Source organism: Bifidobacterium sp. ESL1118 (assembly GCF_058505595.1).
Genome location: NZ_CP196371.1, coordinates 1,609,110 through 1,628,533 on the forward strand (window position 1 = coordinate 1,609,110; position 19,424 = coordinate 1,628,533).

Consider the following 19,424-nt stretch of genomic DNA (forward strand, 5'->3'; position numbering starts at 1 on the left):
CCCCTCCTTACAGCTTGATCTCGATATTGACATCTGCCGGCAAATCGATGTGCATCAAGGAGTCCACGGCCTTGGGAGTCGGGTCGATGATGTCGATGAGGCGCTTATGAGTGCGCATCTCGAAATGCTCGCGAGAATCTTTGTACTTATGAGGAGAACGAATTACTACGAAAACGTTCTTCTCAGTAGGCAGAGGAACCGGGCCCACAACAGTGGCACCCGCGTTCGTGACCGTGTCGACAATCTTTTTGGCCGACTGGTCAATGACCTCATGGTCATAGGACTTAAGCCTGATGCGGATTTTTTGTCCCGCCATTGCCGTCCGCCCTTTCTTGCGATTCGTTTACTTTAACCAACCCGTTTAAGGACACCGGCGTACACGGCCGCAAGGAAACCTTGCGGCCGAGCCACATCAGTGTGCGGCACTTCAGCTCCATTCCAATGTTCATAACGTAGCTGCGGCCACACCCGCTATTGAAATAACAATTTGCGAGCCCAAAACAGGCAACTGTTCTATTAAAGCACCCTGGGGCTACTTTGCAGCCAGGTGTGTCGCCATTGTAACGTTGGTCTTTCCCGGTTTCAACATACAAGAGCATGAAGTCGGCACAGCCGATATCTTCCCAATACCGCTCGCGAAGATCACACGATGGGGTCCAACGCCGACCATCACTAAATCGACACTGCACCCCATCGCCAAACATGCTCTGTGCGAAAATCTCGTCTCACACAGACGACTTCTCCTTTGTGGCAGGTTCGCCCTCACGTTCGACCCGGAGCTGATGCCCCTGCGCCTGCGGCACACCGTAATAGGCGGCTATGGCGATGTCCTTCATATCCTCAATCATGGGAACGCGGGGGTTGGCAGGCGTGCACTGATCCTCATAGGCCCTCATGCCGATATGGTCGAGCATGTCCCAATAGTGCTCCTCGTCCACTCCAGCCTGCTGGAAGCTGGAGTCCATGCCAAGCTTGTTGTCTCTGAAGTCCTCCACCGCCTGAGCCAGGTTCTCCACACCTTCCTCAGACGTACTACCTGAATCGACTCCAATTTCCTCGGCGAACTCACAGTAGCGTTCGGCAGCCACATACCGGCTGTACTTTGGCCAGCTCGTGGGGTCGCTGGGGACCGAGCCGTTGTAGCGAATCACATACGGAAGAAGGATGGAGTTCACCTTGCCGTGAGCCACATCGAACAGAGCGCCGATGGTGTGGGCCATGCCGTGGCACATGCCAAGGAACGCGGAACCGAATGCCATGCCCGCCATGGTGGCGGCATTGTGCATCTTCTCCTGGGCCCGCGTCTTGCGCTCACCCGGTTCGGCGTTGACGGAGGTCTCGAGATTGTCCCAGATGAGTTTGGCGGCATGCAGCGCCATGCCGTCGGTAAAGTCGTTGGCATAGACGGAGACATAGGACTCCATGCAATGGGTCAATGCATCGAAACCGGTGTTGCAGGCCAAGGTGCGCGGCTGGGTACGAGCCAGCACAGGGTCGACGATGGCCACAGACGGAGTCAGCGCATAGTCGGTGATGGGGTACTTGTAGCCCGTCTTGTGATCAGTGATGACCGCAAACGGCGTCACTTCACTCCCGGTGCCCGAAGAGGTGGGGATGCAGACCAGTTTGGCCTTCTTGCCAAGCGGCGGAATGCGGAAGGCTCGCTTGCGAATGTCAAAGAACTTCTCGCGCACATCGTCGAACGAGATCTCAGGGTGCTCGTACAGCAGCCACATGATCTTCGCGGCATCCATCGGTGAGCCCCCGCCGATGGCGATGATGGTGTCGGGCTGGAACTCGTCGCGCATCATGGCGGCGCCACGCTCCACGGTCTCCACGCTGGGCTCGGGCTCGACGTAGTCGATGATGCGGAATGTGGCCGGGACGGTGCGTGCACGGAGCTGATCGATGACCTTGTCGATGACGCCAAGCTGCTCCATGACCTTGTCACAGACGATGACCACACGCTGGATGTTGTACATGTCTCTCAAGTAACGGATGGCATTGGGTTCGAAATACGTTTTTGCCGGCACTTTGAACCACTGCATGTTGTTGTTCCTCCGTGCGATGCGTTTGATGTTGAGCAGATTGACCGCTTGGACGTTGCCGGAGACGGAGTTGCCTCCGTAGGAGCCACAACCAAGGGTGAGGGATGGCGCGATGGCGTTGTAGATGTCGCCTATGCCGCCCAGCGAGGAAGGCTGGTTCCAAATGATGCGGCAGGCGTGCATCTTAAGGCCATACTCACGCGAGAGCTCCTGGTTGTTGGTGTGGATCACCGCAGTGTGTCCGGCGCCGAACTGCAACATTTGCTGGCACATGCAGAAGCCCTCATCCTTGTTTTGGGCACGAAGCATAGCATGGACTGGGCAGAGCTTCTCCAGCGTCAGCGGTTCGTTCCTGCCCACCTCCTTGCACTCGGCAACGATGATGGTGGCGTCTTCGGGAATCTCGAAGCCTGCCTCACGGGCAATGTACTGCGGGGACTTACCCGGCACCACGGAGTTCAGTTTGGGCTCGCCATGGACGCCGGAAACGCAGCCGAACATGTAGCGCTCGAGTTTGGCCTTCTCCTCGTCGCTCACAAAGTAGGCCTTCCGGCGCTGCAGCTCTGCTTTGAGGGCATCGTAGATGTCGCTCTGGGCAATGATGGCCTGCTCGGTGGCGCAAATCATGCCATAATCAAAGTGCTTGGAGAGCACCAAGTCGTTGGCCACACGGGCGACATCCACGTCGTCATCCACATACGCCGGGGCGTTTCCTGCGCCCACGCCCAGCGCCGGTTTGCCCGAAGTATAGGCGGCGTGGACCATGCCGGGGCCTCCGGTGGCGAGAATCGTGGCGACCCCAGGGTGTTTCATCAGAGCGTTCGTGGCATCGATGGAAGGATGCTCAATCCACTGGATGCAATTCCTCGGTGCTCCGGCGGCGACAGCCGCATCACGCACGATGCGAGCGGCTTCGACCGAACAGTGTTGGGCACCCGGGTGGAAACCGAAGATGATCGGGCACCTAGTCTTCAACGCGATCAGCGACTTGAAGATGGCAGTGGACGTGGGGTTGGTCACCGGAGTCACACCAGCCACCACGCCGACCGGTTCGGCCACTTCGTCGACGCCCATCACATCGTCTTCGCTGATGATGCCGACCGTTTTCTGACCGGAAAGATAATGCGTGACATGCTCACAAGCAAAGATGTTCTTCGTTGCCTTGTCTTCCACCAGTCCACGGCCCGTTTCATCGACAGCCATCTTCGCCAGAACCAGATGCTTGTTGAGCGCCGCCACCGAAGCCTTGGCCACAATATGGTCCACTTGTTGCTGGTTGAGCAACTCAAACTCTTCGAGCGCCTTCAAGCCTTGTTCCACCAAGGCGTCGACCTCGCCGGCCGCCGAATCATTGACCTTAACCGACATGCTGTGTTTGCGCTTCGACCCTTCAGCCGTTGTTGATCCACCTGCTATTGCTGTATCAACCAAGGCCGTTGTGCTCACGGAAGCTTTTGCCATGATTCCCCCTGCATGTTTCAATCAATCGTGTTCCATTCGTTTGCAAATGAACGCCTTGCCTATCAAGACATTTTTCCAAACAGTCACAGATTCATACGAAAATATGACATAATCGACAATACGGGTTGGCACACCGAACGTAGCATTCTGTTGTTTTTTGTGCGCCACAGGAATGTTCATAGCATGTTCTTTGGGTTTTGTATTCACAATATTGCCAAATTTGTGAGATATTGATACTTATTCTGTTCGATTAAACATTTTAAGTACATGACCTCATTGCGATCAGCATTTTTGTTACCGCTAACAAATCAATGTTTTCAGTGCATGGGCGTACTCATTCATAGTTGCGGTGAATGCATATGACGTATGCATACGCACAGCAATCGCCGGTAATCAGCGAAACCCCCAATACTCCCGATATACGCAGAATAGGTAACCCGTGGGAACCCCGCACCATAGCATTGCCAATAAACCCTTAACTTGCGGGCGATTATCAATAAATCTTTTAAAATTCCTGGACACGCCCTTTTGCAAAACGAATTTTAGATTATATTAGAGTTATGAACCATTTACAGGGTGACCGCGAAAATCAAGTTGACGAATTTTCCGGTGCAAAGGCCAACGACCGAAATCTCAAAGCCATAGCCAATTATGCATATCACCATCCGACCGTGACCAAACGCCAACTTTCGCAAAATCTCGATTTAAGCCTCCCCACTGTCGCCAAAAACCTGCAGGTGCTGCTCGGTCAAAACTATCTTGTCTCCGGCAACACCCTCAGTTCCACCGGCGGCAGGAGGGCACAATCGTATACGTTCAACGCAAACGCTCAATGCGCCGTAGGCGTGGATGTGCAACGAGACTACGCCGAATTATGTGCGGTGAATCTGAGCGGAAACGTCATCGCCGAGCGCCGCGTCTATATGAAGTTCAAACAAGCCGATTCCGGCAATGTCGCCGGAAGACGTTCCAAGGAAATCAAAAAGTTCGTGCAGGAACTCGATGCCAAAGGCACGAATGTACTCGGAGTGGCCTACGGGGTGCACGGGTTCGTCTCCCCGAACGGCAAGCACATCCTCTTCGGAACCCTGCAACGCGCACAGGATGTCGAGTCAGGAGCATTGAGCGACTACATCGGCAAGCCATGCCAGTTCATCCATGACTCCTACGCCTCAGCGCTGGCCGAACTCTGGGCAAAACCACAAATTCAAAACGCCATGTGCCTTTACCTTGGTCCAAGACTCAGCGGCGCCATCATACTCGACGGCAGCATCAACCGTGGCACAAACATGCGCAACGGAGCCATAGAACATATGACCTTGGTCCCTGGCGGACGCCCTTGCTACTGTGGAAAAAAAGGATGCGCCGCGTCATATTGCTCGACTGATTTTCTACTTGAGGACGGCAATGCAGGGCGGACCCTGAGATCGTTCTTTCGGAATCTGAACAACGGAAACGAATACGCACAAGATAAATTCAACGAATGGCTTCGCTACCTCGCCCTCACCATCTCCAACGCCGCATACCTGATTTCAGGCGACATCATTTTAGGCGGAGAGGTTTCAGAATATCTCAGCGACGAAAACCTTGCTTCCCTTAAAACACTCATCGAAGAGCAGGACACATTGCACACTGGCACATTCACCGTGGAACGTAGCATCAATGAACCGAAACAGGAGCTCATCGGTTTGGCGTTGCACTACATCGCACCGTTCCTCACGAAGATCTGCGGACCATTGAACCGTCACCAGTGAACGAGCATTTATATGGCAGTTCGGTCGTGTACGCAACACATTTGAATGATGTGCTGGACATACGACCGAACTGTCATATATTGAAAATCAACAATCAGACAATCTCGCAGAACTCTATGGTTTCACGATTGGGGCCGTACACATTGAAGTAGCGAATCCCTTTGTCCCAAAACGTGGGGATGCTTTGAATCTCCTTATCCTTCAGATCAAGTCCAAGCGCCTTGGCATTCTCAAACGCCGCTTCAATGTCCGGTGTGTCGAGTGCCCAGTGGTTGATGGCCCCATCCTTCATGGCAACCGGGTCGCCCTCCCAAGTCTCGATGGTCAGATGCCCATAGCGTAGGAATGCACAACGATTTTGGCCATTGTGGAAGATGCCAGCCACTTCAAAGCCCAACTTCTTCGTGTAGAACTCGATCGTCTCATCCAAATCCTTGGCAGGCATGCCGGAATGCTGGAAATCAGTGGTAAACGCTGACATTGGTTTCATAATACCCTCTTTGTTTCATTCATTGTTCTCTTCGTCATTTTCCGACTTCGCCTACTTGACGACCTTCACCACAGCCTTGGAAACACCGGCGATCTTGCCATCCAGGAAATCCTGCACCTGGTCAAGCTGAAGCTCATGGCTGATCAATGGATCCACGTTCACTTTGCCGCTTTCCAACAAGGCAATGGCATCTTTGAATGTGAGAGGATTGATGAAGGAACCCTTGATGACGAGCTGTTTCTTGTAGATGTCGTACGTGTTCATCTCAAAACTCGCCTCTTGAGGCCCCACGCCAAACATCAGCACCTGCGCGCCCTTCTTGGTGGCATCGACGGCGGTACGCTGTGTCTGCGGGGAACCGACAGCTTCGACCACTACGTCGTATCCGCCTTGTGGCACCGACTCCTTGGTGGTGTTATACGTACACCCCACATGGAATAGCTTTTTGTTCAGCTCCAGCTTTTCGTCAAACAGACCGGCCAAATCCACCTGATGCACGCCATACGCCTCAAGAATCTGGACGAACAGCTGGCCCATGAAACCGTCACCGATGACCAAGGCCTTCTGATAGGGATGCAAATCGAGCAAATCCACACCATGCACAGCACAGGAGATCGGCTCGATGGTGGCGGCATCCTTGAGCGACACCGAATCCGGAAGCTTGTAAACCACGGTGGCAGGAGCGACGAACTGTTCTTCCAAGCCACCATCGCGGGTCACACCCACGGCGCTGAGATTGTCGCAAAGTTCCTGACGCTGCGTGAGGCAGTATTCGCACTGACCGCAATAAATATTGGGATCCACAGCTACTCGGTCTCCGGGCTTTACATTGGTGACATCGGCGCCCACTGCCTCAACGATTCCGGAATTTTCATGCCCCAACACAATCGGCGGAACGGCCGATGCGGAACCGGGCCTGCCGGCGTACAAGTCGTGATCGGTGCCGCACACGCCCGCGTAAGCGGTATTGATCAACACTTCATCCGAATTGATTTCCGGAGTGGGCAGGTCCTTAATTTCAAATTGTTTGACACCGGTGAGAACAAGAGCCTTCATGGCATTCCTTTCATAGTGACTGTAAACGCTGTCATAACGCTCGCAATTACTATGAAACACCCCATTCATGACATCACTGCATGCGTGGGAACATAAAGCGTGTACTTCAATCAACTACCAAAAGAGGCAGAAGATGACGCAAAAGGTAGCAGCAACACGATCAGCTACCAAAAGCGACAGAATACGTTGCAAAAGGTAGCAACTATCTTATGCCACATATATAAATTGGCTCCAGAATCCATTGCAGATTCCGGAGCCAATCGAATAGCGCGCAAATACGCGAAATCAACGCTTCGAGAACTGAGGCGCGCGACGGGCCTTGTGCAGGCCGGCCTTTTTGCGCTCCACCACTCGGGCATCGCGGGTGAGGAATCCTGCCTTCTTCAACGCAGGGCGATTGGCCTCACGGTCAATCTCGTTCAGCGCACGAGCCACGCCCAAGCGGATTGCGCCAGCCTGGCCGGTGGTGCCGCCGCCGTCAACGAGAACGGTGATGTCGAACTTGTTCTCAAGCTTCAACAGAACGATGGGGGAATTGACCTCACGCTGCTGCAGACGAGAGGGGAAGAACTCCTCGAGCTTACGACCGTTGATGGTCCAATTGCCGGAACCAGGGGTGAGACGCACACGCGCCACAGCCTCCTTACGACGACCGGTGCCGTAGCCCGGAGCGATCTGCGAAGTGCCGGTGCCGGCGCCTTCGTTGGTCTCGGTGGTGTAGCTTGTCAGCGTTTCCTCGCTAGCCTCGGTCTCTTGAACTTCGGAGTTTTCGGTATTTTCAGCCATGATATATTTCTCCTCTCGGTTCACTTGACCTGCTGGGAGACCTTGTCGATCTCCACGGGTTGCGGCTGCTGGGATGCGTGTGGATGCTCCGATCCAACAAAAACATGCAGACGGCGCATTTGCACTGCCGCGAGCTTGTTCTTGGGAAGCATCCCTTTGACCGCGGATTCGATGATGCGGCGAGGATTCTTCTTGAGCAGATCGGCGTAGGACTCTTCACGCAGACCACCTGGGCGGCCGGAGTGAGAATAGAGCACCTTGCTGAGCTTGTTGCCCGTCAAGGCAATCTTCTCGGCATTGACGACAATGACATGAGCTCCTGAATCCGCATTGGGTGCATACGTCGGCTTGTTCTTGCCGCGCAGCAACGTGGCGGCAATGGTGGCAACCTTACCCAACACGACGTCCTGAGCGTCGATGATGTACCAGTCATGAGTCAGATCAGCTGGCTTCGGTGTGAAAGTTTTCACGAGTCTACCTTTTCCTTATATTGTGTTTCGGGTCAACGCAAGCGCTGTAGCAGAAGCAAAAGCCTTGACCACTATTTCCGTGGGCTCCCTGAAAGTCCTTATGCGAGTGGGAAAGCGCTTTGAAGGACCCCGAAGGAAACACAACAACATTTAAGTATACATACGGCCATGACCAAACGCAACGCCCCAAACTGACCGAGTTGTACTCATGTCAGCTCCACCACCCTAGAAGTGCGTACATTCAGGTCACGAAAGCGACGATTTGCGTCCAAAATGTACACGATTAGCCTCAATTATGACGAAAGCGGGTACGTTTCAGACTCATCCAACGAGCGCAGTGCAGTAAGCGGACCGACACCGCCTCCCATCTGCCTACTTTTCCTATTGAAATCGACGTGAATGCTCACCGGTTCAGTCGCAGCCGGGCCTGCTTCGCCACTTCGTCAGATTCGTCGACCGACAGGCGGCGTAGGGTGTCCTCGCCAGCCGAAGGATTACATGCCACGGCGCGGCGCACCATGCGGGTCAACACAGGTGAGGCATCCTGATATGAGTCCACGCCCATCTTCGCCAAGAAATCAAGCGTTTCGACTCCGGTACGTGGGTCCTGGGCGCCCTCCAGACGCATCTTCCACGAAGTCTGCGGGTTATGCAGCGCCGCCTCACGCACGCCGGCATCAGCATCCTTCGTAAGCCGGCCCACAAGCCAGTTCTTATCGTCTTTGTTGGCCGCCACCGCAGTGCGTACCTCAGCAGATTCGTCATCGGAAAGCTTGACGAGGATATTCGGGAACGGCATGGTCCGCCCCAGGAAGATGCGGTCCTCCAGTGGGGTGTTTGGATTGCCGGCCACAGCCTCAAGCAATGCGGTGGAACGTGAAAATGCGGATTGATCAGTTTTCTCAGGCAGAGGGCGATGGGCGAATTCGCTCAGTTCTGCAGAATCGGTGGAATGGCGCAGACGCTCATAGCTATCCGTCAACGGCTCGGACTTAGCCTGCGGTACATCGATGCCAGCGTCACCGGCAGCACCGGCATCAGCCGTACCAGTGGCGCCTGCGGAGTCGTTCATATCGATATTTTCCCTACCGTCGATCGTATCAGTCATGCCTGAATTGTCGGAAACATCTGAAACACCAGCATCGAGCACCTGAGCTGCAATATTGGATTGAGCATCGGTGGCAATATCGGCATCAGCGGCCGGATTGGCATCGGCAGCTAAAGACCCTTCGGACGTGCCTTCTTCATCTTGGTTCGTCTCATTCATACGCCCATCATAACCGAAACATGGAATCCGGGACTTGAGTGAACTCCTACCAATACAGACAGGATATGAAAAAGATACGGAAATATCGAGAGAAAAACGGCAATCGTCGATCGGCAATCAGAACGACTTCGTCACTTTGGCCCGGGCACTGAAAGCATCGCGGACTCCGGTCTCGAATAAATCTGCAACCGCCACAGGAACAATCACGTTGAGCCTCACCACATCGGTGAATTTCCGACTCCTCACCTCGCCTCCAACCTGCGCAAGAATGTGCTCGAACCTGCCAATCCAAGAGTATTCCAATGTAACCTCGTACCCAGTCTTCGGCACGATCGGAACGATGCCCGCCTGTTTCAACGACATTGACGCAGCGGTGGAATACGCTCGGATCAGCCCGCCCGAGCCAAGTAGCACTCCCCCGAAGTACCGCGTGACAGTAATGACACAATCGGTGAGACGACCCGCATCAAGCACTTCCAGAATTGGCTTGCCTGCAGTGCCGGACGGCTCGCCGTCATCGCTCATCCGTTCATTCGCGCCTCCTGCGGCGGCACCGACGATGGAGGCAAACGCGACGTGCCGTGCCTTCGGATTCTGAGTCCGAACAACGTCCACAAACGCGAGCGCCTCATCGAGCGAATCGACATGACAGGCGGCACCGATGAACTCAGACTTACGCTCGATAAAGGAATCGGTGGCCGGAGCTTCGGCAGTGTTCGTCAGCGTGGAAAAGCCGGAGACGACATGAGCGCTCCGTTCACCCTCCGACATTTGCGGCCTTCCTCCCAATCGACGAATCCATGCAACACAACTATACAGACAGCAATTGAGCACCCCCCCCCCCCGCTAATATCGAGGAGCATGGAAATCACCACTGATAGACTCTTGCTAAGACACTGGAAGAAAGGCGATCCATGCGAAGCCTCTTCATTGTATCGGTTCGCCTCGGACCCTGAGATCGGGCCCAAATGTGGATGGGAACCACATTCCAACGTAGAAGAAAGCACTGAAGCCATCGAAAATGTGCTTACTGGCCCTGAAAACTACGCCATCACACTGCGCAGCCCACAAACTATCGCCAACGGCGTCACTATCGAAACGGGTCTGCCTGTTGGCGCCATCGAGCTTAAGGCCACAGGAGAACGGGACCACGCCACCTCGAGCGTGCGAGAGGCATTGGAGGCACACGATTTGAGCGACGGCGTGGACGAAGACGGAATACAGCGCCTGCTCGACCAATCAGCTCACGAACTAGTGCTCGGCTACTGGATTGGACGTCCATTCTGGGGCAACGGTCTCATGACCGAGGCACTGAAGGCCATACTGCATCGCTCGTTCGCAAGCCGAGACGAAAGTGGACTGGAAGCGAACGCCGTGTGGGGCGGCCACTATGTAGAGAACATCGGCTCCGGCAAAGTGATGGAGCACTGCGGATTGCAACCCGTATGCCGTATAAAGAACGACTACTTTCCGCTCATCGACGAACGCCATGACTGCGTAATCCGCGTCATCACCCGCGAGCAGTGGGAAGCACAGAGCCGAGTCTGGGGTTCAGGCCTCACCACCCAAATGTAGCTTCCACATCCCCGTGGGAACTGTGACTGGATCATACCCACTTCATCACCAATTCGCATGAAACGGGTACGATTCAGTCACGAAACCGATGAATATAGACTGAAATGTACACACATATCAGTGAGGGAAGCAATTTAAGGTACGAAACGGACAAAACCAACTTAACCGCGATACTAATCCAGACAATCTTACACAATCGCCTCATGGCCACGGAATCTCGGAAACTTTACTGTTGCAGGGAAACTGGCATGAAAAAGGACTTCCAGAAAATTCCCGGAAGTCCTATTCGCGGAGCCGGAGAGATTCGAACTCTCGAACCGCTTGCGCAGTTAACACCTTAGCAGGGTGCCCCTATCGGCCACTCAGGCACAGCTCCTAGTCATCAGAAGAATGTAAATCCACACTCGACCGAACAACAGAGATAGTCTATCATTGATTCGCGACTGCACGTAACCTCAAAGTAAACCGGCGTGGCGGAAATGAGTTTGACTCAAGCCGCCGCACGAATTCAGATACAAGAAAGCCCTCCCGCGGGAGGGCTTCGATTCCAAAATCAACAAGGTAATCTCGGAACTTCAAGCATATAAGAATCAGAGCTTGGTCACAGTTGTGGCTTGAAGGCCCTTCGGACCCTGCTCACTTTCAAACTCGACCTTATCTCCATCATCAAGCTTCTTGAAGCCGTCACTTTGAATGACGGAGTAATGGACGAAAACATCCTCAGATCCGTCGTCCGGGCTGATGAATCCATAACCCTTACCAGCATTAAAGAATTTTACGGTACCTGTAGCCATAATAAACCACTCTCTCAATTCAAGCTGCGGAAATCGATAGAAAAAACAGACTTCCTGCCTCCTGCTCCAACAGCTTATACATGAGTATACAGGAAAACCAGTCGATAATTCATCGCAACACGCCCGAATTATTACAAAAAGACACTCGTCGTTAATTTACATAATTCTATTTCGACAAATAAAGGAAGTACGATGCATTAGTGAGAAAGCGTACTGTATTCCCAGCTACGCACAACCGATATCAAGGACAGAAATAGCTACCTTAAGACTACGAAGTGTCTCAGTTCAAAAGAACAACAGTAATGGGCGCGGATAAGCCGCTCTGCTGCTGAACCGCAGTAATGCCCAACGCCTGAGCGACATCATCTGCAGTGACCTTGTCGGCATCATCCTGATACCACACGACGGATGAAGTGGGAGCCTGACCTAAAAGATTGCCAACAGATACATTTTGATACCCGGCCTGGTTCAACACAGTCTGTTTACTTGCGGCGTAACCTGCAATCCTAGTGCCATTGACTATACGGACAGCGGTTTGCTTATTGGGCGAAGGAGCTGGGGCCGACTGCTGCTGTTGGACAGTGTTGTTGTTGGTCTCACTGCTCTTTTTCGATGCGTCCTGTTGCTTCGTGTCGCTTTTTTTCTTTGTGGAACCATTGGACGACTTAGCCTTAGTTTTACTCTTCTGAACAGTCTGCGAGGTGCTACTCGATGACCGCCAGGGGAACTTGATGTGCGAGAATTCACCTGAATACAAGCCCCAAACCAACACACCCGCGGCTGCGGCTACAACAATCACAACAAGGTAAGGTACAAGACGAGACCAGAATGAAGGATTGCCCTGATGCACACCTATCGGGCCAGAGGGAGGGTTGTCGAAAACATCCTTATCGTATGACTCGTAGGTTTCCCGATCTCGACGTGCCATAAGCCTCAGCCCTCCAACCGCCTTGATATGTTGCGAATCTTCAGTATACCGTCCAGCACAGCCAACGGCAATGAAATCATCCACACTCAAATGCCAAGAATGCCGACGGCACGGACCATTGGCTGGATGACAGCACACCACGCCCGGATAATCATAGAGGCGGCAACCTAGAGTTGAGGCATGAGCGAAAAACATATCAAGCCACTGTCGGAACTGGTCGAAGCGGGTTGGGCCGAGGCTCTGGCACCCGTGGAACCCGACATTCACCGTATGGGCGACTTCCTGCGTTCCGAGTTGCGTGCCGGACGACGCTACCTGCCGGCAAGCCACAACATTCTACGAGCCTTCACCATTCCCTTCGACTCAATCAAGGTGCTCATCGTGGGCCAAGACCCCTACCCCACTCCCGGCCATCCGGTGGGGCTGAGCTTCTGCGTGGCCCCGGATGTGAGGCCCGTGCCCAAAAGCCTGCAGAACATCTATCTGGAGCTCAATAACGACTTAGGGCTTCCCATACCAAGCAACGGGGACCTAACACCTTGGTGCTCGCAAGGCGTGATGTTACTCAACAGATGCCTTACCGTTGGCGTCGGCAGGCCAAACAGCCATCAGGGCAAGGGCTGGGAGCATGTGACGGACGAGGCGATACGCGCTCTGAACGCCAGAACCGATGACAACGGGCGGCCAAAACCACTCGTGGCCATTCTCTGGGGACGAAATGCGCAGAGCCTGGAACCATTGCTCACCAACGCCACCGTCATCAAGTCACCCCACCCAAGCCCTCTTTCAGCCTCCCGCGGATTCTTCGGGTCCAAGCCATTCTCCAAAGCCAACGCCGCACTCGTTGCCATGGGCGCCATACCGGTGGACTGGAGCTTGCCGGCTTGAGTTGGTGACCGCCAGCCACGAGGCACCCCCATCCCCGCCGTTACCGACAGCTATCCGTCCATAACAGCGAGAATGTGATTTCAGTAGACTCAAGACGATGCAACAGGTCAGTGACTCACATTCGCTGATAATCCACCCCGAATATTGAACATTTGAATGCATCTCCCCACCGCCGATTACAATGCTGTGAGCACGTGGCGAGTCTGTGACAATCGCCATCGGTTGCCCGAACAAGACGCCCTGCGCCCAGACACGAATATGCTTGCATGCAAGATGTGTATACAGCATAATGAACGTAACAAACGAACAGTAAAGCAGCGTGAATCATATGGCATTATTCCCACCCCGACCGCAGATGCCCCAAAACCCACAGGAGCGAGGCCAGCAACCGTTGGGTCAGTCTGGCATACAACCTGGCCACCAAGATACGCCAAACACGTTGAGTGCACAGGAAGTGGCACGCGCCCAAGCGCTGGCAGAACGTTTGAGGTCACGGTTCAACGGGGAGCTTATTGGACAGGACAACCTACGGGAGGCCCTGATAACCACTTTGGTGGCCGGCGGCCATCTACTCATTGAATCCGTGCCCGGCCTGGCGAAGACCACAGCAGCCCAGATCCTCGCCACATCTGTTTCCGGATCATTCAAACGCGTGCAGTGCACCCCCGACCTGATGCCGTCCGATTTGGTGGGCACACAGGTGTTTGACTTTGCCAACCAACGATTCAACATACAGATCGGTCCCATTCACGCCAACTTCGTGCTCCTCGACGAAATCAACAGATCCAATGCCAAGACGCAGTCGGCCATGCTTGAGGCCATGGCCGAGGGAGCCACCACCATCGGCGGCCAACGCATACCACTGCCCAAGCCATTCATGGTCATCGCCACTCAGAACCCCATCGAGGAGGAAGGCACCTACACGCTGCCGGAAGCCCAGATGGACCGATTCATGCTCAAAGCCGTGATGACCTACCCCACTGCAGAGGAAGAACAGCAGATGCTCGCCATGCTCTCACGCCGGGGCAGCGATGCGATCGACCCAAGCCAGATGGGCCAAGAGGCACTGAGCAATCAGGATGTCATGTTCTTGAGGGATGCCGCCAGGCGCGTGCACGTTTCGGATTCGATCATGAAGTATGCCGTCGATCTGGCCGCCACGACGCGTGGTAGGGGAAGCCATCCCATCAAAGGTCTTGCCTCGTTGGTGCGCCTGGGGGCAAGCCCTAGGGCATCAATCGCCTTGGTGCGCATTGGCCAGGCGAAGGCGTTGATGAGCGGCCGCGACTATGTGGTGCCTGAAGATCTGAAGTCATTTGCGCATGAAGTGCTACGCCACCGCATCATGTTGACGTTTGAAGCGCAGGCTCAAGGCACAACCGCAGACCAAATCATCGACACCATCGTGGAAACGGTGCCAGTGCCATGAGCAAAAGCGCCACCAAGAAGGCACAACGCACCATCCGGCCAACAGCCACAGACGAGCTGGTACAGGGGATGAACACCTCCCCGCAATCGACGGTTGTACGCAGAAAAATCGAAATGCTCTCCACCACTCTGAGCCTACCGACGATACGGCGAGCCTTAGGCGTGCTCGAAGGCGAACATCCTTCCGCCAGAGGCGGCGGCAGCGCAGACCCCCTCTCCACCAGAGACTATACCAGTCAAGACGAGGCACGGCTCATCGATTGGAAGCTCAGCGCCCGAAGCGGCAAGCCCATGGTCACCGAACGCGAGCGCCTGGTGACGTCACGCATCTGGCTCATGCTCGACACCGGAGCGCAGATGAACGCCACGAGCCCATCGGGCGAGCGCGCCTGGGAAGTGGCTTCGAACGCACTGTGCATGTTTGCGGCTCTGAGTTGCCGGCGCCACGATGCCATTTCGTTGGTGCTGGCCGACAACGAGGCCATCATACGCGTGCCGGGGAAAGGCGGCCTGGCGAATTTCGAACATTTGCTGGATGCCGGGCTGACACGCACGCTCAAGACTTCGGGAAATCTGGAGGCACTCCTCAATTTCGCCGCCTCCCATGCCGGCAACGGCTCGATGATTGTACTGGCGACGAACGAATGCTCTCTTAAGGAGCGTCATATCGAGGCGCTGCGAACCATCGCACTGCGCCACCCTCTTGTGGTGGTCAGCATAGCAACACTCAACCCATTCAACACCGCCAATCATGGCACCATCGTCGACGTCCACTCGGGGCGACGCATACCTGCCTTCATGAAGGACCGGAGAGCGACGAACGAAGTGAACACCCACAGGGAATATATGGCGGCTCTGGTGGATAAGGAGCTTCGTGGCTTCAATGCTTCGATGCTGAAGGCGTCGGGTAGCCAAGAGATGTTCGACAACTTCGTGTCTCTCGTTTCGACTTTATCCCAACGTAATCTTGGGTCTTCCACACCGATGCCGGTCCTTGATGCAAATGACGGTGATGCAGCGTGAGCGAAGTCAAAACCCAATTTGCACCAATGCCCATGTCTGCGGCAAGGAACAAACCGTATGGTCAGATACAGACTCCGCCATGGCTTGTTGCCACCGCAGTGGCCCTTCTCGTTGTTTGCGTTGCGCTGGTAACGGCTATAATTCTGCTTTCGCGCTCAAAACAGGCTCGTGTACGTAAACAGAACCATGGAGCGCACAGCCAGACAAACAGCAGACGAACATGGCATGAGCGGATCGACTCGATCGTTGATGCGCACGCCAACGGCGAAACGAGCCGCGAAGAGGCTTTGGACGCTTTGGCACGGGTGGCTCGAGAATTCGCCTCTGCACAAACAGGCCGCGATATGAGCTCGAGAACCCTATTTGAGATTGGGGCAGAACCCAACACCCAAGACGTCCACCATGGCATGGGCTTGCTCAAGGCCACCATCAACGCACTCTACCCGCCGCAATTTGCCAGCAGCTCAAGCTTCAACCACTCCGACGAGGCCAGCGTGGAACAGGCCGGGGAATGGGTGAGCGACCTTGTGGATAGGTGGCGCTGAAATGACATCAATATTGACATGGCATTGGCCTTTGGCGTTGGTCATCGGCGCGGCGTTGGCCGTCGTTGTGGTGGTGATATGGCTTATTGCCTCCGCACACGCGAGGCAGGAGCCTGCCGTGGCTGAGGTCTATGACCTTGACGACGATTTTGCGACGGAATACACATCACATATGCTTCGGCGCTGGAAACAACTAGGCCGGGGCGCTGCCGCCGCATTGACCGTTGCGTTGGCGCTGGCCATCATCATTGTGGCACGACCTTCACAAGTGGGGCAGGAAGAAGAGAACTCCGGCAGCCGGGACATCGTGCTTTGCCTGGACGTCTCTCCTTCGATGCTGGCCTACGACCATGCCGTGCTCGACACATATCAGCGACTGGTCTCCAATTTCAAGGGCGAACGCATCGGTCTGAGCATCTTCAACTCCACATCACGCACGCTTTTCCCTCTGACCGACGACTACGACATGGCATCCGCCCAACTTCAGCACGCATCGAGCGTGCTTGGCAAGGTGACGACGCAAGACAAGATCGATAAGATGGACGCCAAGACGTCACAGGACTTTTCAGACCTCATCGAAGGCACACAGAACCGCAAGGACATGACTTCCCTCATCGGAGACGGACTAGTGAGCTGTGCCGCCATGCTGCCCGGTTTTACGTATGGAACAAGCGGGAACAGTTCAAGTGGTTCGAAAGCCGGTTCAGCGAAGACACAGGTGCACCGGCCCAAGTCAATCGTGTTGGCCACCGACAACGTTTCGGGAAAGTCCACGTACAGCCTGGCCACCGCACTCAATATGACAGCCAAGGCGAACATCAACGTGGACGGGCTGTATTCCGGAGCGCAAAGTGCAAAAAACGACAAGACCACGCTGGAAATGAAACGGCTGATCGAGGCACACGGAGGAACATTCTCCGGCGACGGCAACAACTCGAACGCCATCGATTCGATTGTGAAAAGCATTGAACGCCACAAGGCACGCACACAAGAGCAGGCGCGCAAGGCCGCCATGCGTGACACACCCGGGTGGTGGACGTTGGCATTGGCCGTTGTGGTGTGTGTCTGGCTTGCATTGGTTCGGAAGCTGAGGCGGTAATGGACTTCAACATCTTCATGAACACGGCTGTCAGCCGGGCGGCGGCAGGCTTGCCAACGCTCAAGCTTGCACCGGCGCTCGGCTGGCCTCTGGGTGGATTTCTGGCTGCCCTCATGGTTGTGGCAGCCGTGCTATGCGTGGTCGATTACGTGCATGGCCATGCAACAGGCGACGATGCTGACGCCATGTCTGCACAGTCCGATGGGACTGCGGCCTCAACCAAATCCGCCACGGACGAAACCACGTGGAATTGCACCCGTCGCACACTGATCTGCCTCGGCATCGCAGCAATGGCACTGACCCCCAGCGTCACTCAGACAACGCAGACCCGGGCCGTGAACGCCACCGATGTGGTGATAGCCACGGACGTGACGGGTTCAATGGCCGTTCAAGACGCACAATACGGCTCTCCTGAAGCCATCAGCAGAATCGATGCGGCCAAGAAAGCCATCGACGATGTGGTGCGGCTCTACCCTGATTCCAGCTTTTCCGCACTGCGGTTCGGGGCTTCGGCCAGTACAGATGTGCCGCTGACCCCAGATAGTCAGGCAATACTCGGCTGGACAGATGGATTGGAACCGGAGGCCACGAACACTTCCGTAGGATCCACACTCGACACCCCCATCGATCAGCTTCTGGTGAACCTCAAGACCATTCGCTCCAAGCACGCACACGACACCATCGTGCTCTACGTCATCTCCGACGGCGAACAGACTTCGCCAAACATGCGCCGCTCGTTCTCATCGCTGCGTCAGTATCTCGACGCCGCATTCACAGTCGGGGTTGGCTCAAGTAAAGGCGGTAAGATTCCGCAAATCACGGCAGAGCCGAATAGCGGCTCTCCATCCGACGACGCCGGCGCCGACAACACACAAGGTAAAACGCAAACCAAGCACTGGGTTACGGACCCAACCACCGGGCAGCCCGGAATCTCCAAAATGGATAAAGCGTCCTTAAAGGCCATCGCCGACGAAATGAGCGGAAAAGCAGTGTTTATCAACGCGAACAGCACAATGAACAGCCATGACACGGCCAAAACCTCCAGCCAATGGGACATTGCCGACACCCATAAGGCAAGAGAGCGTCTCAATCCAGTGGTGTGGCCAATCGCGATAGCTGTGGCTGCCTTGCTGTGCTTGGAGCTGGGATCGTGGCTGGCCACCAGCAGGAGGCTGTTATGAGCATGGCCACCACTAATGCAAGCAACAAACCAACGGATGCAGACAGCTTGGAAACAGCGAAAACAGACAAGAAAGCCGGCACTGGAATCTGGGTACGGATGGCTCTCGGCCTGCTTGCCCTTCTGTCTTTGCTTGGCGCGGGAGTTGCCGCAACCAACATCTATGCCATCGGCACTTATAACGAGGCCACGCATAAGCTGGAGCAGAACATCGCACAATCGAAGAAACCGGAAGCGGACCTCAATCAGCTTCTGACCAGCCTGCAGCAGACGAACGCACAGTATGACGATGCCAAGCGGCTGAACCCGCTGCTTGCGCCTTCCCTACGATACAGGATCGAGCGGAACGCAACATTCTCGCAGTCGTTAACGACTGCCACACGCCGTAAGCTCACCGCCGATGGGCAAAAACAGAACGAAGCCAAGCAAAGCAACAAGAAATCCGGGGCGCAGCGGCATGGCCAAGGTTCCTCTAACGAGAAGACCCAAGGCCTTACCGAGGAGCAACGCCAGGAAGTGGAACGGCTGCTGAAGGCAAACCAAGGAGCCACCGGGCAAAACAACAAGCCAAATGATTCACAGTCCAAGTCAAACAGCAACAACGCCAAACCTTGGTAAATCACGTTTACGGC

General features: G+C 55.0%; 19 protein-coding genes and 1 tRNA gene. 9 read left to right on the forward strand and 11 right to left on the reverse strand.

The features are described 5' to 3' along the window. Positions 1–7: 7 nt before the first annotated feature. Both rpsJ and adhE read right to left on the reverse strand, forming a co-directional pair. Positions 8–316: a 30S ribosomal protein S10 gene (gene rpsJ, locus ACSYSS_RS06490; RefSeq protein WP_491703222.1), complete on the reverse strand. Its 309-nt coding sequence runs from the start codon at positions 314–316 to the stop codon at positions 8–10. A gap of 409 nt (positions 317–725) precedes the next feature. Continuing rightward, positions 726–3,416 carry a bifunctional acetaldehyde-CoA/alcohol dehydrogenase gene (gene adhE, locus ACSYSS_RS06495; RefSeq protein WP_491704260.1) on the reverse strand — a complete coding sequence of 897 codons (2,691 nt, stop codon included), beginning with the start codon at positions 3,414–3,416 and terminating at the stop codon, positions 726–728. Positions 3,417–4,069: 653 nt separating this feature from the next. On the opposite strand from adhE, the gene ACSYSS_RS06500 reads away from it, so the two are divergent. After that, complete coding sequence (locus ACSYSS_RS06500; protein WP_491703223.1) at positions 4,070–5,263, forward strand: ROK family protein; 1,194 nt, start codon at positions 4,070–4,072, stop codon at positions 5,261–5,263. Between the two features lie 94 nt (positions 5,264–5,357). Here ACSYSS_RS06500 and ACSYSS_RS06505 read toward each other — a convergent pair whose 3' ends face one another. The 6 genes from ACSYSS_RS06505 to ACSYSS_RS06530 all read right to left on the reverse strand — a co-directional run bounded on the left by ACSYSS_RS06505 (position 5,358) and on the right by ACSYSS_RS06530 (position 10,103). Next, on the reverse strand, positions 5,358–5,756 hold the full coding sequence (locus ACSYSS_RS06505) for a VOC family protein (RefSeq protein ID WP_491704261.1): 399 nt from the start codon (positions 5,754–5,756) through the stop codon (positions 5,358–5,360). A gap of 48 nt (positions 5,757–5,804) precedes the next feature. Further along, a complete protein-coding gene (locus ACSYSS_RS06510; protein WP_491703224.1) occupies positions 5,805–6,809 on the reverse strand; it encodes a zinc-dependent alcohol dehydrogenase family protein in 1,005 nt (334 codons plus the stop codon). 285 nt (positions 6,810–7,094) lie between these two features. Further along, complete coding sequence (gene rpsI, locus ACSYSS_RS06515) at positions 7,095–7,595, reverse strand: 30S ribosomal protein S9 (RefSeq protein WP_491703225.1); 501 nt, start codon at positions 7,593–7,595, stop codon at positions 7,095–7,097. A gap of 20 nt (positions 7,596–7,615) precedes the next feature. After that, positions 7,616–8,065 (reverse strand): 50S ribosomal protein L13, encoded by a 450-nt coding sequence (rplM, locus tag ACSYSS_RS06520; RefSeq protein WP_491703226.1) that lies wholly within the window; start codon positions 8,063–8,065, stop codon positions 7,616–7,618. A 403-nt stretch (positions 8,066–8,468) separates the two neighbouring features. Further along, the gene (locus ACSYSS_RS06525) at positions 8,469–9,173 is read right to left on the reverse strand and encodes an AbrB family transcriptional regulator (RefSeq protein WP_491704262.1); all 705 of its coding nucleotides are present in this window, start codon (positions 9,171–9,173) and stop codon (positions 8,469–8,471) included. A 276-nt stretch (positions 9,174–9,449) separates the two neighbouring features. Then, complete coding sequence (locus ACSYSS_RS06530; protein ID WP_491703227.1) at positions 9,450–10,103, reverse strand: IMPACT family protein; 654 nt, start codon at positions 10,101–10,103, stop codon at positions 9,450–9,452. A gap of 90 nt (positions 10,104–10,193) precedes the next feature. On the opposite strand from ACSYSS_RS06530, the gene ACSYSS_RS06535 reads away from it, so the two are divergent. Next, positions 10,194–10,907 carry a GNAT family N-acetyltransferase gene (locus tag ACSYSS_RS06535; protein WP_491703228.1) on the forward strand — a complete coding sequence of 238 codons (714 nt, stop codon included), beginning with the start codon at positions 10,194–10,196 and terminating at the stop codon, positions 10,905–10,907. A gap of 289 nt (positions 10,908–11,196) precedes the next feature. Here ACSYSS_RS06535 and ACSYSS_RS06540 read toward each other — a convergent pair. The 3 genes from ACSYSS_RS06540 to ACSYSS_RS06550 form a co-directional block, all read right to left on the reverse strand. Continuing rightward, positions 11,197–11,283, reverse strand: a tRNA-Ser gene (locus ACSYSS_RS06540). Between the two features lie 214 nt (positions 11,284–11,497). Continuing rightward, positions 11,498–11,701: a cold-shock protein gene (locus tag ACSYSS_RS06545; protein ID WP_491703229.1), complete on the reverse strand. Its 204-nt coding sequence runs from the start codon at positions 11,699–11,701 to the stop codon at positions 11,498–11,500. A 280-nt stretch (positions 11,702–11,981) separates the two neighbouring features. Then, positions 11,982–12,713 (reverse strand): LytR C-terminal domain-containing protein, encoded by a 732-nt coding sequence (locus ACSYSS_RS06550; RefSeq protein WP_491703230.1) that lies wholly within the window; start codon positions 12,711–12,713, stop codon positions 11,982–11,984. A gap of 96 nt (positions 12,714–12,809) precedes the next feature. Between ACSYSS_RS06550 and ACSYSS_RS06555 the strand changes: the two genes are divergently transcribed. The 7 genes from ACSYSS_RS06555 (at position 12,810) to ACSYSS_RS06585 (ending at position 19,410) form a co-directional block, all read left to right on the forward strand. Continuing rightward, the gene (locus ACSYSS_RS06555; protein ID WP_491703231.1) at positions 12,810–13,517 is read left to right on the forward strand and encodes a uracil-DNA glycosylase; all 708 of its coding nucleotides are present in this window, start codon (positions 12,810–12,812) and stop codon (positions 13,515–13,517) included. A gap of 328 nt (positions 13,518–13,845) precedes the next feature. Next, complete coding sequence (locus ACSYSS_RS06560; protein ID WP_491703232.1) at positions 13,846–14,946, forward strand: AAA family ATPase; 1,101 nt, start codon at positions 13,846–13,848, stop codon at positions 14,944–14,946. Beyond that, the gene (locus ACSYSS_RS06565; RefSeq protein ID WP_491703233.1) at positions 14,943–15,968 is read left to right on the forward strand and encodes a DUF58 domain-containing protein; all 1,026 of its coding nucleotides are present in this window, start codon (positions 14,943–14,945) and stop codon (positions 15,966–15,968) included. The genes ACSYSS_RS06560 and ACSYSS_RS06565 overlap by 4 nt, the downstream gene beginning before the upstream one ends. Next, positions 15,965–16,513, forward strand: a complete 549-nt coding sequence (locus ACSYSS_RS06570; RefSeq protein ID WP_491703234.1) for a hypothetical protein — start codon at positions 15,965–15,967, stop codon at positions 16,511–16,513. Before ACSYSS_RS06565 ends, ACSYSS_RS06570 begins: the two co-directional genes overlap by 4 nt. Before the next feature lies 1 nt (position 16,514). After that, on the forward strand, positions 16,515–17,612 hold the full coding sequence (locus ACSYSS_RS06575; protein ID WP_491703235.1) for a VWA domain-containing protein: 1,098 nt from the start codon (positions 16,515–16,517) through the stop codon (positions 17,610–17,612). A gap of 50 nt (positions 17,613–17,662) precedes the next feature. Continuing rightward, positions 17,663–18,793 (forward strand): vWA domain-containing protein, encoded by a 1,131-nt coding sequence (locus ACSYSS_RS06580; protein WP_491704263.1) that lies wholly within the window; start codon positions 17,663–17,665, stop codon positions 18,791–18,793. Then, positions 18,790–19,410, forward strand: a complete 621-nt coding sequence (locus tag ACSYSS_RS06585; protein ID WP_491703236.1) for a DUF6466 family protein — start codon at positions 18,790–18,792, stop codon at positions 19,408–19,410. Before ACSYSS_RS06580 ends, ACSYSS_RS06585 begins: the two co-directional genes overlap by 4 nt. Positions 19,411–19,424 lie beyond the last annotated feature (14 nt).

What these genes read in the sequence shown, in the direction of transcription:
- rpsJ (WP_491703222.1), bottom strand. Translation starts at nt 316, where the DNA reads ATGGCGGGACAAAAAATCCGCATCAGGCTTAAGTCCTATGACCATGAG.
- adhE (WP_491704260.1), bottom strand. Translation starts at nt 3,416, where the DNA reads ATGTCGGTTAAGGTCAATGATTCGGCGGCCGGCGAGGTCGACGCCTTG.
- ACSYSS_RS06500 (WP_491703223.1), top strand. Translation starts at nt 4,070, where the DNA reads ATGAACCATTTACAGGGTGACCGCGAAAATCAAGTTGACGAATTTTCC.
- ACSYSS_RS06510 (WP_491703224.1), bottom strand. Translation starts at nt 6,809, where the DNA reads ATGAAGGCTCTTGTTCTCACCGGTGTCAAACAATTTGAAATTAAGGAC.
- rpsI (WP_491703225.1), bottom strand. Translation starts at nt 7,595, where the DNA reads ATGGCTGAAAATACCGAAAACTCCGAAGTTCAAGAGACCGAGGCTAGC.
- ACSYSS_RS06525 (WP_491704262.1), bottom strand. Translation starts at nt 9,173, where the DNA reads ATGACTGATACGATCGACGGTAGGGAAAATATCGATATGAACGACTCC.
- ACSYSS_RS06530 (WP_491703227.1), bottom strand. Translation starts at nt 10,103, where the DNA reads ATGTCGGAGGGTGAACGGAGCGCTCATGTCGTCTCCGGCTTTTCCACG.
- ACSYSS_RS06535 (WP_491703228.1), top strand. Translation starts at nt 10,194, where the DNA reads ATGGAAATCACCACTGATAGACTCTTGCTAAGACACTGGAAGAAAGGC.
- ACSYSS_RS06545 (WP_491703229.1), bottom strand. Translation starts at nt 11,701, where the DNA reads ATGGCTACAGGTACCGTAAAATTCTTTAATGCTGGTAAGGGTTATGGA.
- ACSYSS_RS06555 (WP_491703231.1), top strand. Translation starts at nt 12,810, where the DNA reads ATGAGCGAAAAACATATCAAGCCACTGTCGGAACTGGTCGAAGCGGGT.
- ACSYSS_RS06560 (WP_491703232.1), top strand. Translation starts at nt 13,846, where the DNA reads ATGGCATTATTCCCACCCCGACCGCAGATGCCCCAAAACCCACAGGAG.
- ACSYSS_RS06565 (WP_491703233.1), top strand. Translation starts at nt 14,943, where the DNA reads ATGAGCAAAAGCGCCACCAAGAAGGCACAACGCACCATCCGGCCAACA.
- ACSYSS_RS06575 (WP_491703235.1), top strand. Translation starts at nt 16,515, where the DNA reads ATGACATCAATATTGACATGGCATTGGCCTTTGGCGTTGGTCATCGGC.
- ACSYSS_RS06585 (WP_491703236.1), top strand. Translation starts at nt 18,790, where the DNA reads ATGAGCATGGCCACCACTAATGCAAGCAACAAACCAACGGATGCAGAC.